The 13,772-nt window shown below is 69.4% G+C and carries 11 protein-coding genes; 7 read left to right on the top strand and 4 right to left on the bottom strand.

The window, feature by feature from the left end:
* Positions 1–48: 48 nt before the first annotated feature.
* Positions 49–1,335: a hypothetical protein gene (locus tag ASF96_RS14685; protein WP_156458883.1), complete on the top strand. Its 1,287-nt coding sequence runs from the start codon at positions 49–51 to the stop codon at positions 1,333–1,335.
* A 668-nt stretch (positions 1,336–2,003) separates the two neighbouring features.
* Here the strand turns inward: ASF96_RS14685 and ASF96_RS14680 are convergent.
* Both ASF96_RS14680 and ppgK read right to left on the bottom strand, forming a co-directional pair.
* Positions 2,004–2,405, bottom strand: coding sequence for a DUF732 domain-containing protein (locus tag ASF96_RS14680; RefSeq protein ID WP_055940317.1), 402 nt, complete (start codon positions 2,403–2,405; stop codon positions 2,004–2,006).
* A 70-nt stretch (positions 2,406–2,475) separates the two neighbouring features.
* Positions 2,476–3,261, bottom strand: a complete 786-nt coding sequence (ppgK, locus tag ASF96_RS14675; protein WP_055837137.1) for a polyphosphate--glucose phosphotransferase — start codon at positions 3,259–3,261, stop codon at positions 2,476–2,478.
* Between the two features lie 97 nt (positions 3,262–3,358).
* On the opposite strand from ppgK, the gene ASF96_RS14670 reads away from it, so the two are divergent.
* Genes ASF96_RS14670 through ASF96_RS14660 form a run of 3 tightly spaced genes read left to right on the top strand, consistent with a single transcriptional unit; the run spans position 3,359 to position 7,937 of the window.
* The gene (locus ASF96_RS14670; protein WP_055837140.1) at positions 3,359–3,568 is read left to right on the top strand and encodes a hypothetical protein; all 210 of its coding nucleotides are present in this window, start codon (positions 3,359–3,361) and stop codon (positions 3,566–3,568) included.
* A gap of 26 nt (positions 3,569–3,594) precedes the next feature.
* Positions 3,595–4,935 carry a type I glutamate--ammonia ligase gene (gene glnA, locus ASF96_RS14665; protein WP_055837906.1) on the top strand — a complete coding sequence of 447 codons (1,341 nt, stop codon included), beginning with the start codon at positions 3,595–3,597 and terminating at the stop codon, positions 4,933–4,935.
* An 11-nt stretch (positions 4,936–4,946) separates the two neighbouring features.
* Complete coding sequence (locus tag ASF96_RS14660) at positions 4,947–7,937, top strand: bifunctional [glutamine synthetase] adenylyltransferase/[glutamine synthetase]-adenylyl-L-tyrosine phosphorylase (RefSeq protein WP_055940316.1); 2,991 nt, start codon at positions 4,947–4,949, stop codon at positions 7,935–7,937.
* A 54-nt stretch (positions 7,938–7,991) separates the two neighbouring features.
* Here ASF96_RS14660 and ASF96_RS14655 read toward each other — a convergent pair whose 3' ends face one another.
* Positions 7,992–9,686, bottom strand: coding sequence for a long-chain-fatty-acid--CoA ligase (locus ASF96_RS14655; RefSeq protein WP_055940314.1), 1,695 nt, complete (start codon positions 9,684–9,686; stop codon positions 7,992–7,994).
* Between the two features lie 118 nt (positions 9,687–9,804).
* Here ASF96_RS14655 and ASF96_RS14650 point away from each other — a divergent pair, with 118 nt between their 5' ends.
* Positions 9,805–10,116 (top strand): DUF2277 domain-containing protein, encoded by a 312-nt coding sequence (locus tag ASF96_RS14650; protein WP_055837149.1) that lies wholly within the window; start codon positions 9,805–9,807, stop codon positions 10,114–10,116.
* Between the two features lie 74 nt (positions 10,117–10,190).
* On the opposite strand, the gene phoA is transcribed toward ASF96_RS14650, so the two are convergent.
* A complete protein-coding gene (gene phoA, locus ASF96_RS14645) occupies positions 10,191–12,092 on the bottom strand; it encodes an alkaline phosphatase (protein WP_055940312.1) in 1,902 nt (633 codons plus the stop codon).
* Between the two features lie 162 nt (positions 12,093–12,254).
* Here phoA and ASF96_RS14640 point away from each other — a divergent pair, with 162 nt between their 5' ends.
* Positions 12,255–12,647, top strand: coding sequence for a hypothetical protein (locus tag ASF96_RS14640; RefSeq protein WP_055940310.1), 393 nt, complete (start codon positions 12,255–12,257; stop codon positions 12,645–12,647).
* 85 nt (positions 12,648–12,732) lie between these two features.
* The gene (locus tag ASF96_RS14635; protein WP_156458882.1) at positions 12,733–13,695 is read left to right on the top strand and encodes a hypothetical protein; all 963 of its coding nucleotides are present in this window, start codon (positions 12,733–12,735) and stop codon (positions 13,693–13,695) included.
* Positions 13,696–13,772: the final 77 nt, after the last annotated feature.

Raw genomic sequence — 13,772 nt, 5'->3', positions numbered from 1 at the left:
GCGTTTTCTTACTGTCTGTAAGAACACCACCGATCCGAGGGGGAATCAGTGAAAATAACGTCCCCAGCTGTTGTCGCCGCTATCGGGGCCCTCACGCTCGCCATTCCGATGACAGGCGCCGCCACCGGAGACACCAGCAATGTCGTCGATGAACCGCCCGTCAGTCACTTTCGGGTTGCGCCGACCACGAGCCCCGATGAGCGCGCGCTCACCGCTCCTCCCGTCACAGGCGAGATGGTCGACATCAGCACGAAAATTGACGGCCTCTACGAGGACGATCCGCGTTACAGCGCGGTCGAGTTCACGAAAGATCGCTCGCTGACGATCGTTTGGTGGCACGGTGAAGTACCCGCTGAGTTGGAGAGCATTGTCGCTTCGGCAGAGCTTCCCATGAAGGTGCGCCAGACGCCGTACCTTCCTGGCGACCTTCGCGAAGCCGTGCAAACGGTCTTAGGAAGCGACGAAGCAACAGCGGCCGGCGTCCTGGGAGGCGGACCGGCTGCGGACGGCAGCGGAATCGAGCTCACCCTGGCGCCTTCCGACGCCGCTCGCTCGAGCAACATCGCGGAGGCGCGCCTCGAGAGTGTGTCCGAGTACCCCGTGGCGATCACCCATGAGGGCGTCACTCCTCTGAACAACCGACAGTTCGATACCTACGGTCTCGGCGGCTCCAAGATGACCCGCTACGACGGGGTCTTCCTGCAGAACTCTTGTTCAACAGGCTTCCCGGTACGTCGGATCAGCAGCAATCCCGTGCAGTACGGCCTCATGACCGCCGATCACTGTGGTGACGTCGGAAGCCAATGGGTCATCGATGACGGGTCGACCGCCTACATTTTCGGCTCGATGATCGCCGCCAACGAGCCGAACGACGGGGCGATCGTTACACGCACTACAGTTCACCCCTTCATTTACGTCAATGCCTACAACAGCGGGAACTACACGCAGCTCAACGGAGCTTCACCAGTGGCAGTTGGTAGCGAGATCTGCCACTCAGGCTCATACAGCGGGTTAGTCTGCGGAAACTTCGTGACCACCCGCCCGTACACCTGGACGATCCCCGGCGACCCCACGAGAACCGGCTTCCGCACGGAGAAGTCGGCGACTGGCGTCGGTGGAGCTGGACAGGGCGACAGCGGTGGGCCGGGGTATCAACTGGTCAACACCAACGGAACGCTCACCCGATACGCGGCGGCCATCATCTCCGCTGGCGCGGCTAGCCCTTCAGTTCCGTGCCAAGGAACTCAGGGACGTGTGTGCGGGTACTCCGTGTACGCAACGGAGCCGCTGCGTATCGCGCAAGAGTTGGGCTGGCAGCTGTACCTGGCGTACTAGACGCAGAACCCCCACAGAGGGCCGGTCGGAGAGCGTAGCCGCGTTCCTCGGCTGGCCCTTTGCTATGGTTTCACGCCCACGCGGGAATCCACGCGACCGCTACGAACGCAACGGGACCAGCCAAAAGCACCAGCGCAATTCCCGCTCCTACAGCCCAAAACCACCGACGAAACAACGTGACGGACGCGATAAGCGCAACTGCAAACGTCAGCGCTAGTACTACCGTCAATGCGATGGCCGCAGCAAGCCGATCGCTGACGAAGCAGTTTCGTGGCCCGGGGTAGGTGAGGACGCATACATCCGGTCCCGCGGGCACGGCAACGGACCAGATCAGCACGACAGCGGCGACTGCGCACAGAGCCACGATCGACGTCCCAACGATCGCCGCACGTTCCCTCGCGCGATGCAACTCGTCGATGACGCGGCCCGCACCGGCGAAGACGGGAGGGACAGAGGATGTTGACGCGGCTCGCACCCCACACTGCGCCCAGGCGATGTCGCGCTCGGGCGCAGCGTGAATCACCGTGTCGAACCGGGCCGCCACTCGAACGGGCGCGAACCCTGGTCTCAGCCGCGGAGGGAGATTCGTGCCGCTCGTCGGAGAGCGCGAATGTGGCCTCGCGACAGCCGCGTACTGCCGACGCGAGCGCCCGCGGCCCGGGCCGCCGTCACCCGCAGAGTGCGACGGACGCCGCGTCGACGATGGCGGTGGCGTCGTCGCTACCCGCCTTCACCGTCCGGCCCGCCACCGTGAGAGCGATGTCGTCGTCGTCGATGCCCTGGGCGAGCTGGTCGCAGGCGGCCTGCCCGGCGGCGAGCAGGTCGGCGTCGGTGGCGGAGAGGAGGACGCTGTCGGCCGCGCCGCCGTCTCGGATCTCGCTCAGGTACGCAGTCTCGTCCCGCGGGGCGTCGGTCGCGTCTCCGCCGACGACGATGGTGGAATCCCCGTTGGTGAACGTTCCCGACTGGCCGGGGGTGATGGTGATCGTCTCGGACGTCGTCTCGCTGGTACAGCCCGCGAGGAACACGAGAGCGAAGGAGACGGCGGCAAGGGCGAGGGGGCGCTTCATGCCGTCACCCTATCGACCCTGACATTCACCTGGGTGCATCGACCGGGCGTCGAGCTCAGCCGCGAAACGGCTACTTGATCGCGGGCAGCGCCTCGGGCACGGCCACCGCGAGCGAGGCCGCACCGATGATGCCCGCGTTGTTGCGGTGCTTCGCGGGCACGATCGGGGCGCGCAGCTTCAGCAGCGGCAGGAAGTTCTCGGAGTGCTTCGACACCCCACCGCCGACGACGATCAGGTCGGGGCTGAAGAGGAACTCGACGTAGTCGTAATACCACTGCAGACGCTTCGCCCACTTGTCCCACGACAGCTCCTCGCGCTCCATCGCCGAGTAGGCGGCGAAGTGCTCCGCGTCTTTCTTGTGCCCGGCGCGCTGCAGGTGGCCCAGCTCGCTGTTCGGCACGAGCACGCCGTCGTAGATCATGGCCGAGCCGATGCCCGTGCCGAGGGTGGTGAGGATGACGAGACCGTCGACGCCCTTCGCGGCGCCGTAGCGCACCTCGGCGATGCCGGCCACGTCGGCGTCGTTGGCGAAGTGGATGCCACGCGACAGTCCGTCTTCGAAGAACTTCTCGGCCTCGAAGCCGATCCACGACGACGACACGTTGGCGGCCGACAGCGTCTTGCCGCTCTTCACGATCGCCGGGAAGGCGACGCCGAGGGGCAGATCGGCCGGGGCTTCGAGGGTGTCGAGCACCTGGCGCACCGCGGCCAGCACGTCGGCGGGTTCCGCCCCCGCGGGGGTGGCGACCTTCACCCGATCGCTGACGAGTTCGCCGGCATCGAGGTCGACGATCCCCGCCTTGATGCCGGTTCCGCCGATGTCCACTCCGACCGCACGCGATGCATTCGTTGCCATACCCCCCAGCCTATCCAGGCGCACGGTCGGGATCAGTAGGATCGGGGGAGCACCGGCGGTTCTGCGCCGAGACGCGAGACCCATCGAAGGAGCCATCGTGAGCGACGAGAGCAACAAGTACTGGTACAACCTCGAGACCAAGCAGGTCGAGCAGGGCTTCGCCTCTCCGATGGCCGACCGTGCCGGCCCCTTCGACACCGCCGAAGAAGCCGAACGTGCGCCCGAGATCCTGCGCCAGCGCTCCGAGAAGTGGGATGACGACGACGCCCGCGACGCGGACTGGGGCTCCGACGGCGTCAAGGCCTGACAGCCTTACCGAAACGAGGGATGACGATGGACAAGCAGCGCGATTTCGTCCTGCGGACGATCGAAGAACGGGGCGTGAAGTTCGTCCGCCTCTGGTTCACCGACGTGGTGGGAACGCTCAAGTCGGTGGCGATCGCCCCCGCTGAGGTGGAGGGGGCCTTCACCGAGGGCCTGGGCTTCGACGGATCGGCGATCGAGGGGCTGACGCGTTCCTACGAGTCCGACCTGCTCGCGCACCCCGATCCCACGACCTTCCAGATCCTGCCGTGGCGCGGCGAGATCGACCCGACGGCACGCATGTTCTGCGACATCACCACGCCCGACGGACAACCGGCCGTCGCCGACCCCCGCCACGTGCTCAAGCGCACGCTGGCGAAGGCCGCCGACGCGGGATTCACGTTCTACACGCACCCCGAGATCGAGTTCTACCTGCTCAAGTCGTCGCAGCTCGGTGCGGATGGGCGCCCGCAGCCGGTCGATTCGGCCGGCTACTTCGACAACGTCCCGGGTGGGACGGCGCACGACTTCCGTCGTCGCTCGGTGCGCATGCTCGAAGACCTCGGCATCTCGGTCGAGTTCAGCCACCACGAGGGTGGTCCCGGGCAGAACGAGATCGATCTGCGGTACGCCGACGCCCTCACCACGGCCGACAACATCATGACGTTCCGCACTGTCGTGAAAGAGGTCGCCATCGAGCAGGGCGTGTACGCGACCTTCATGCCGAAGCCCATCAGCGGCCAGCCCGGCAGCGGCATGCACACCCACCTGTCGCTGTTCGAGGGCGACATGAACGCCTTCTACGAAGAGGGCTCGCAGTACCAGCTGTCGAAGGTCGGCCGTCACTTCATCGCCGGCCTGCTGCGCCACGCCAACGAGATCTCGGCCGTCACCAACCAGTTCGTCAACTCGTACAAGCGCCTCTGGGGCGGCGACGAGGCTCCGAGCTTCATCTGCTGGGGTCACAACAACCGTTCGGCCCTCGTGCGCGTTCCGCTGTACAAGCCCAACAAGGGGCAGTCCACGCGCGTCGAGTACCGCGCGCTCGACTCCGCGGCGAACCCGTACCTGTCGTACGCGCTCATGCTCGCGGCCGGGCTCAAGGGCATCGAGCAGGAGTACGAGCTGCCGGCCGAGGCCGAAGACAACGTGTGGTCGCTCACCGACGCGGAACGCCGCGCCCTGGGATACGCGCCGCTGCCGGCGAGCCTCGACCACGCTCTCGAGTACCTCGAGGAGTCCGAGCTCGTGGCCGAGACGCTGGGGGAGCAGGTCTTCAAGTACGTGCTGCTCAACAAGCGACGCGAGTGGCAGCAGTACCGCGCCCAGGTCACGCCGTTCGAGCTCGAGAGCAACCTCGAAGCGCTCTGACGGAAGCCGCCATGACCTCAGGTGACCGCACGACCGCGCTCACCGCACTCGCCCGCACCGGATTCTCGCAGCTCGCCGAAGCAGACACCCTGCTCGGCGAGCTCGCGGAGCTGGTGGGCGTGGAGCGGGCCGGCGCCATGCAGCTCGCCCAGCGCGTGGCCGATCCCGATCGCGCCCTGTGGGCGATCGTGCAGGTGGCGCGCCGCGACGCCGACGCGGTGCGCGGTGCGGCGGGCGATCCGGGCGCGTGGCGGGCACTCTGGGACATCGTCGGCGCCTCCGACGGGTTCGCGGAGTTCTACCTACGTCACCCCGACGAACTGCGTCACCTCTCGGGTGCGGGTCTGACCCTGCCCGACGAGCCGACCATGCGGGCCGAGCTGCTGGCATCCGTCGGCGACGTCGAGGGTTTCGCGACGGATACCTCGGATGCCGCCTGGGTCGCGCTCCGCGTGCGATACCGGCGTCTTCTGGCGCGCATCGCCGCCTACGACCTCGGTCAAGACGATCCCGCCGGCGCGATCGACATCGTCTCGGCCTCGCTCGCCGACTTGGCCGGCGCGGCCCTCGAGGCGTCGTTGAGCGTGGCGCGCGGCCGCGTGAGCGGTACGGGCCCGGCGGCGTTCCCGAGGGCGCAGGTCGAGGCCACCCGGTTCGCGATCATCGCGATGGGCAAGACCGGCGCCCGTGAACTCAACTACGTCAGCGATGTCGACGTGATCTTCGTCGGCGGCTCCGCCGACGAAGACATCGTCACCGAAGCGCGCGCCATCGACATCGGCACGCGCCTCGCCGTGCAGACGATGCGGGGTATCTCGGGGCCCGAGATCGAACCGCCCCTGTGGGAGGTCGACCCCAACCTGCGCCCCGAGGGCAAGCAGGGCGCTCTGGTGCGCAGCCTCGCCTCTCACCAGCAGTACTACGCCCGCTGGGCCAAGAGCTGGGAGTTCCAGGCGCTGCTGAAGGCGCGTCCGCTCGCGGGCGACGCCACCCTCGGCGCCGAGTACGTCGCCGCGGTGCAGCCGCTCGTCTGGCACAGCGCCGCGCGCGATAACTTCGTCGAAGGCGTGCAGCGCATGCGCGAGCGGGTGACCGACCACATCCCCGCCGCCGAGGTCAATCGCCAGCTCAAGCTCGGCCCGGGCGGCATCCGCGACGTGGAGTTCACCGTGCAGCTGCTGCAGCTCGTGCACGGTCTGACCGACGAGCGCATCCGTCAGCGCGGCACGCTCGACGCTCTCGACGCCCTCGTCGCCGAGGGGTACATCGGTCGCTCCGAGGCCGAGGCGTTCGGCCGTGACTATCGCCTGCTGCGGCTGCTCGAGCACCGCTTGCAGTTGCGCGGCCTGCGCCGTACCGCTCTGCTGCCCGAGAAGGACGACGACCTGCGGGTCCTCGCGCGCGCGTCTCGGCTGGCCGACTCGGCCTCCGGGGTGCAGACGGTGTGGGAGGGCATCAAGCGCGAGGTGCGCGACATCCACGTGCGCCTGTTCTACCGCCCGCTGCTGTCGGCGGTGGCGGCGCTGCCCGAGGGCGAGCGCACCCTGTCGACCGAGCAGGCGCGTGATCGTCTCGCGGCCATCGGCTTCCGCGACCCGGCCGGCGCCCTGCGTCACATCGCCGCCCTCACCAGCGGACTGAGCCGCAAGTCGACCATCCAGCGGCACCTCATGCCGATCATGATCCGGTGGTTCGCCGACGGCGTGGATCCCGACTACGGCCTCCTCGTCTTCCGCCGCATCAGCGAACGCCTCGGCAACACGCCCTGGTTCCTGCGCATGCTGCGCGACTCCGCCGGCGCCGCCGAGAGCCTCACTCGCGTGCTCTCGGGCTCGCGATACATCGGCGAGTTGATGGAGTGGATTCCCGAGTCGGTCGCATGGCTCGACGACGACGCGCTGCTGCGGCCCCGCTCCGGCAAGGCTCTCGAAGAAGAGGCTCGGGCGATTCAGACGCGCTGGAAGAACATCGACGACGCGATGCGCTCGGTGCGTGCGCTCCGACGCCGCGAGATGCTGCGCGTGGCGATGGCGGCCGTGCTCGGCACGGTCTCGCTCGAGGAATTGTCCGACGCGCTGTCGACGATCACCGAGGTCACGATCCAGGCGACCCTGCGGGCCGTGCGGCGCGTGGTCGTTCCCCCCGAAGACGACGACCTCGATTTCGCGGTCATCGCCATGGGGCGCTTCGGCGGGCGCGAGATCGGCTTCGGCTCCGACGCCGACGTGATGTACGTCTACCGTTCGAACGGCGTCGATCCGCAGCGGGCCGGCACCCTGGCTCTCAAGCTCGTCGCGGGCCTGCGCGAGCACTCCGAAGACCACAGACTGCCGCTCGACCTCGACGCCGAGCTGCGTCCCGAGGGGCGGAGCGGACCGCTGGTCCGCTCGATCGAGTCCTACGCCGAGTACTACCGGCGCTGGTCACTCTCGTGGGAGGCCCAAGCACTGCTGCGGGCCCGCGGCGTCGCGGGCAGCGTCAAGCTCATCAACGCGTTCATGGAGCTGGCCGATGAGGTGCGTTACCCCGTCACCGCCGATGAGAACGGCCTGCGCGAGATCCGGCGCATCAAAGCCCGCGTCGAGAACGAGCGCCTCCCGCAGGGCGCCGATCCCGCGCGCCATCTCAAGCTCGGTCCGGGTTCGCTGAGCGACGTCGAGTGGCTCGTGCAACTGCTGCAGCTGCAGCACGCGCGCACCGTTCCGGGAATGCGCACCACCTCGACGCTGGGGGCTCTCGACGCCGCCGTCGAGGCGGGGATCGTCGAGCCCGACGCCGCCGAGAAGCTCGCGGCCGCGTGGCATCTCGCCAGTCGCCTGCGCTCGGCCAACACCCTGCTGTCGGGACAGACCAGCAATGTGCTTCCCACGGATCGCCTGCGACTCGACGGGATCGGACGCATCCTCGAGTACGCCCCGCGCTCCGCGACGCAGGTCGAAGAGGACTACCTCGGCGCCACGCGACGCGCCCGCCGCGTGTTCGACAAGCTGTTCTACGGCTGACGCGAGGGGCGTGGGGGATGCCGACGGCTCGACGCCGTGGCATCCCTCCGGCCGTCAGGCCATCAGGCGCTCGCGCACCTCTCGCCGCTGCACCTTGCCGATGAGCGAACGTGGCAGGTCGTCGACGACGACGATCCGACGCGGCACCTTGTAGTCGGCCAATCGCGTCTTGCAGTAGTCGCGCACGGCGTCGGGAGCGATCTCGACTCCCTCGCGCACGACGATCGCCGCCGCCACGTCTTCGCCGCCGCGCGCCTTGGGCAGGCCGACGACCGCGGCCCCCTCGATGTCGGGGTGCGAAGTGAGTACGTCTTCGACCTCGCTGGGGGCGACGTTGAAGCCACCGGTGATGATGATCTCTTTCAGGCGATCGACGATCGTGACGAACCCGTCGGGCGAGACCGAGGCGATGTCACCCGTCCGCAGCCACCCCCCGTCGAGCAGCGTCGCCGCAGAGTCGGTGGGGCGGTTCCAGTACCCCTGGAACACCTGCGGGCCGCGGAGCAGCAGTTCGCCCGTCTCGCCGAGCGGCAGATCGTGCGACGGGTTCTCGGGGTCGACCACGCGGATGTCGGTGCTGGGGAACGGCACGCCCACCGTTCCCGGCCGCCGTGAGGGACCGATCGGGTTGCCGAGCGCGACCGGTGAGGACTCCGTCATCCCGTACCCCTCGACGAGCAGACCGCCGGTGGTCGCCTCCCAGCGGTCGACGGTGGCGACGGGCAGGCTCATCGCCCCCGAGATCGCGAAGCGCACGGTCGAGAGGTCGATGGTGCCGCGCGCTCCGGCTCGCGCGAGCTGGTCGTAGATCGGCGGCACCGCCGGCAGGAAGGTCGGCGGGCTCTTCTTCGCCGCGGATGCCACGAGCTCGAGGTCGTACTTCGGGAACAGCACCAGCTTCGCGCCGATGCTCATCGCGAAGGTCAGGCAGAGCGTCAGACCGTACGCGTGGAAGAGGGGGAGGACGCCGTAGAAGGTCTCTTCGCCATCGCGCAGACCGGGCACCCACGCCCGACCCTGCATGGCGTTGGCCCGCAGATTGCGGTGAGTGAGCACCGCGCCCTTCGGAGTACCGGTCGTCCCGCTGGTGTACTGCAGCAGCGCGATGTCGTCGAGGACGGGGCCGCGGTGCTTGCGCGACAGCGTGCCGTGCGTGAGCACCTTCTCCCACGCGACGGCGCGCTTCGACTGCGGCGTGGCGGTCAGTTGCGCCCGCGCGGCGCGGGCCTTGGCGACCGGCAGGCGCAGAGCCACCCGCTTGCCGAGGGGGAACGCCGAGGTGATGTCGACGCTCACGATGTGCTCGAGAGCCAGGTCGGAGGGGAACTCGGCGACCGTGTCGACGAGCTTGTCCCACACGATCGCGAAGCGCGCACCATGATCCTCGAACTGGTGACGCAGCTCGCGCGGGCTGTAGATCGGGTTGTGCTCGATCACGATGGCCCCCAGCCGCAGCGCGGCGTAGAAAGCCACCACGTGCTGCGGACAGTTCGGCAAGACCAGGGCCACCCGGTCGCCGGCGCGCACACCGAGACGGCGCAGGCCCTCTGCCGCCCGATCGACCTGCGCGCCCAGGTCTCGGTACGTGGTCGTCGCTCCGAAGAACTCCAGCGCCGTCTGCGCGCCGTACCGCGTCACCGCGGCGGCCAGCATCTCGGACAGGGTCTGCGACGGTTCGTCGATCTCGTGCGGCACACCCTCGGCGTAGGAGCTCAACCACGGACGCGAGGCGTAGGGGAAGGTCGACATGTTTCCATCCTTCCGTGCCCCACCAATATGGCCGCGCACCTTGACCTGGGGGGGATGCCGGGAACTCGACCGACGCGAATCTTCCCCCCCACCGGCATCGCGGCCTACCCTTTCGGGCATGTGCCGCAACATCGTTCCCCTGCACAACTTCACCCCACCCGCCACCGACGACGAGTGCCACGACGCCGCGCTGCAGTTCGTGCGCAAGATCGTGGGCACGACGAAACCGTCGCGGGCCAATCAGGACGTGTTCGATCGCGCGGTGGGCGAGGTCGCGGCATCCGTTCGCCACCTGCTCGACGAGCTCGTGACGAACGCCCCGCCGAAAGTGCGCGAGGATGAGGCCGCCAAACGGCAGGCACGCTCGGCGGAGCGCTATGAGGCGATCCGGGTGTTCCAGGCGCAGAAGCGCAGCGAGCGGGCCGGCTGAGCCCCCGCCTGTCGGCGGAACGCGACGACGCCCGCCCCCGCGAAGCGGTGGGGACGGGCGTCGACGACTCGGGCTCAGACGAATTCGGTGTGACGGCGACGACGCGCGCGCAGGTACGCACCGGTGGCGAGCAGGCCCACCGCGAGGACCGCTGCGCCGAGGGGGAGTGCCGCGCCGGTCGACGCGAGCGGACCACCGTTGCCCGCTGCTCCGCCACCACCGCCGGCACCGGCCGACGACGACGGGGTCGGGCTCGGGGCGATCGGGGGAACCGGGGCGGCAGCGGCCGAGACGGTCACCGTCGCGGTCTTCGTCACGCCCGTCTGCGCACCGCGCACGGCGATCTCGAACGCGCCCTCGGTGGTCGGGGCGGTCATCTCGAAGCGCGCCGCACCGCGCAGGGCGTCGCGCTGGCCGAGAGCCGTGGAGTCCCCGGCGGAACCGACCAGTTGCCAGTCAGCCGAGAAGCCCTCGGCGGCCACCGAGATCGTGTCTCCGGGGCGCACCTCGGCCGGGACCGAGATCGACGCGTTCGCACTGAGCGAGGCGAGGTCGGACGAGAGGGCGAGACCGTTCGCCGCGGTGAAGAACAGGTCGGTCTGGTCGGTCAGGCCCACGACGTTCGCCGCCCCGGGGCCGTAGCCCGCGATGCGCACCTGAGCGCCGGTGTGCTGCTGCGACTCGCCGAGCGCCGACGTGCCGTACGCCACGATCATCGGCTGGCCGTCGGCCGTCAGCAGGTGGGTGTTCAGGCCGGGGATCGTCGAACCGACGATCTGGCTCGTGTGCGCGTGGTCGGCGGTCACCACGACCAGGGTGTCACCCTGGGTGCGGGCGAAGTCCAGCGCGACCTGAACGGCCTCGTCGAGGTCGACGGTCTCGCCGATCTGACCGCACGCGTTCGCGGCGTGATCCTGCTTGTCGATGCTCGCGCCCTCCACCTGCAGGAAGAAGCCGTCGTCGCCGTCGAGCAGGTCGATCGCCTTGGAGGTCAGGGATGCCAGCGACAAGCCGGTCGCCAGACGCTCGGGGTTCTCGGCGCACGACGTCGGGGCGGGCAGCTCTCCACCCGCGGTGAGGTCGGTCGCCTCCGGTCCCGACCAGCGCACCGGGAAGTTCCCCTCGGTGAACAGGCCCAGCAGCGGCTGGTCGGCGTCCGCGACGGTGACGGCGTCGAGAGCCGCCGCGTCGTCGACGAGCGTGTACCCGCGGTCCTCCGCCTGGGCGAAGAGCGTCTCGCCCTCCCACGGGCCGGCTTTCGCGGTCTGCGCGAAGCTCGCCGAGCCTCCACCGAGGGTGACATCGGGGCGCACGTTCAGCAGCTGCTCGCTGATCGAGCCGAGCCCGCCGTTCTCCAACGCTTCCGTCGCACAGTTCTCCGAGGTCTGGTCGGGGCCGTAGCATCCGCGTGCCGAGATGTGCGAGATCTGCGCGCCGGGGGTGGCATCCTGGATCTCCGCCGTCGAGACGTTGCCGGTCTTCAGGCCGTTCGCCTTCGCGATCTCGAGCAGGGTCGACTGCGCCGTATTCTGGTAATCGACGCTCAGCCGACCGTTGACCGTCTTCGTCCCGGTCGCCCAGGCGCTGGCCGTCGACGCCGACTCCGACGCGTAGTTCGGCTGTCCCTCCTCGTTGACCGAGTAGGTCGTGTACTGCCCGGTCAGCGGGAGGGCGTCGATCCCGGCGAAGCGTCCGCCCGCGCCTTCCGCGTAGTTGCGCGCCACGGTGATCTCGGAATCACCCATCCCATCGCCGATGAGCAGGATGACGTTCTTGGCCGGCCCGTCGACGAGCGACGCACGAAGCGCCTCGGTCATGTCACCGTCGTTCCGAGCGGCGCCGCCGTGCTCGGTGATGTCGCCGGGGGTGGAGGCGAGGGCCGGAACGGCCACGAGCGCCACGGAGGTCGAGGCGGTCAGCGCCACCGCAACGGCCGCGACGGCCGTTCGGAGACGCCGGGAGGTACGTGAGTGCATGGGGGATCCTTCGTCGTGTCGGTGCGGTCGTCGATCGCGCATTCAGCCCACCGGTGCGAGGACACCTCCGCACCATGCTCAGATGAAGATCAGGTGTCCAGACGGTAGTCACTCGTCCACCGACCCCGATCGGAGGGGTGCGCCCGCCTAGGCTCGGGCACGATGACCATCGCCGTCTCGCCTCCCCCCGGCCGACGCGCCGTCGGGCGCGGCATCCGGCTGATGCTCGCGCTGTTCCTCGTGTTCAGCGCGTGGGCGACGACGCACGTCGACGACGGCGTCGGCTCTCACGAGGGCACCGCTCATACGGCCTTCACGGTCGGGTCCCTGATGAACGTCGACGACGCGCCGACCGCCGGAGTCGTTCCTCCCGTCGAGGCCGACGCGACGAGCGTCATGGCCGTGGACGGCACAACGGCAGTCGTGCTCGCTGCCGTCGACGCCGTCGCCCGCGCGACGGTCTCGACGGTGAACGCCGACACGAGGGCGGAACCGTCTCTCGATCCGCCGCCGCCGCGGCATCCGCTCCTTCTCCACACCATCTCCCGCACCTGAGTCCCGACACCCCGCCGCTCGCCGGCGGGTCGCGGTCGTCCGCCGACGACCGATCGTGTCGGAAACCAGGATCGGGAGATTCACCGTGTCAGCTGCCGCCCACACCCATCGCAGCGCCCGCTCGACGTCGCGGGGTCGCCGCCACGTGAGAGCGGTCGCCGATGATGTCGCCCACCTCGTCGAGCGCGCCGCGCCCGCCCACGGGCCCGCCGCCCGGGTCACGGTCGGACGCCACGCCGACGGTGGGGGCGCGGCGGAGGTGGTCACGGTCCTGCTCGAGCGGACCGCCGCTCCGGCGCGGGCCCGCCCGCACGGCATCCGGATCGAGCAGACCGTCGAGATCGATCGTCTCCCCGTCGTGGACGACGATCTGCGCGCCCGCCTGCTCGGCGCCCAGACCACCTCGCTGCTGCTCGTGGGCGGGGCCGGTCGGGGCAAGACGACGCTCGCGCGGTGGCTGGCCCACCGCCGTGGTCGGCCGCTCGCGACGCTCGACCTCGCGACCACGGGGGACCGTTCGGCCGCGTCCCTCGCCGATGAGATCCGACGGGGGACCACCGGCGGGATGACCCTCTTCATCGACAACGCCCATCTCCGCGGGCCGGCCGCGCTCTCGCTCCTCGTCGGCGTTGCCCCCGAGCCCGGTGTGACGGTGGTGGCTTCGGAGGCTCCGGATGCCGCCCACCTCGTCGATCAGGTCGTCACGCTCGAGCTCCCCGGCATCGCCGCCATCGAAGCGCTTCTGCGAACCGACGTCTGCGATGTCGATGCGAAGACGGCTCGCGTTCTCGCGGCGCTGAGCCTGGGGGAGACCCCGGCGTCGATCGCGCGCGGAATCGAACGCGCTCGGCGCTTCTCGTCGATGACCGAGGTCAGCGTCCCCGAGGCGCTGCGCGCCGTGACGCTGGAGAGGTTCTCGACGTGGTCGCCCCGGCGGCGGAGCGATGCCGCCCTCGCGCTCCTTCGGCTCGGGGATCTCAGTCAGCGCGCGGTGAGCGCGGTCACCGGGGTCAGCCGCGACACGTTGCGTCGCCGGGGCACGGCCTGAGGGTCGGCTGACGACGGGTCGAGCGAATCGTGCCAGCCTCGGCCCGGAGGAGATACCCGTCCCCGAGTCCTCGACAC

Origin of the sequence: Microbacterium sp. Leaf179, assembly GCF_001423785.1 — a bacterium.
Classification (GTDB): domain Bacteria; phylum Actinomycetota; class Actinomycetes; order Actinomycetales; family Microbacteriaceae; genus Microbacterium.
The sequence above is the reverse complement of the archived record's forward strand: the minus strand, read 5'-3'. Positions and strand labels throughout refer to the sequence as shown.

Excerpts from the sequence above, each read along its gene's own strand:
- ASF96_RS14680 (WP_055940317.1), bottom strand. The coding sequence starts at position 2,405 with ATGAAGCGCCCCCTCGCCCTTGCCGCCGTCTCCTTCGCTCTCGTGTTC.
- ppgK (WP_055837137.1), bottom strand. The coding sequence starts at position 3,261 with ATGGCAACGAATGCATCGCGTGCGGTCGGAGTGGACATCGGCGGAACC.
- glnA (WP_055837906.1), top strand. The coding sequence starts at position 3,595 with ATGGACAAGCAGCGCGATTTCGTCCTGCGGACGATCGAAGAACGGGGC.
- ASF96_RS14660 (WP_055940316.1), top strand. The coding sequence starts at position 4,947 with ATGACCTCAGGTGACCGCACGACCGCGCTCACCGCACTCGCCCGCACC.
- ASF96_RS14655 (WP_055940314.1), bottom strand. The coding sequence starts at position 9,686 with ATGTCGACCTTCCCCTACGCCTCGCGTCCGTGGTTGAGCTCCTACGCC.
- ASF96_RS14650 (WP_055837149.1), top strand. The coding sequence starts at position 9,805 with ATGTGCCGCAACATCGTTCCCCTGCACAACTTCACCCCACCCGCCACC.
- phoA (WP_055940312.1), bottom strand. The coding sequence starts at position 12,092 with ATGCACTCACGTACCTCCCGGCGTCTCCGAACGGCCGTCGCGGCCGTT.
- ASF96_RS14640 (WP_055940310.1), top strand. The coding sequence starts at position 12,255 with ATGACCATCGCCGTCTCGCCTCCCCCCGGCCGACGCGCCGTCGGGCGC.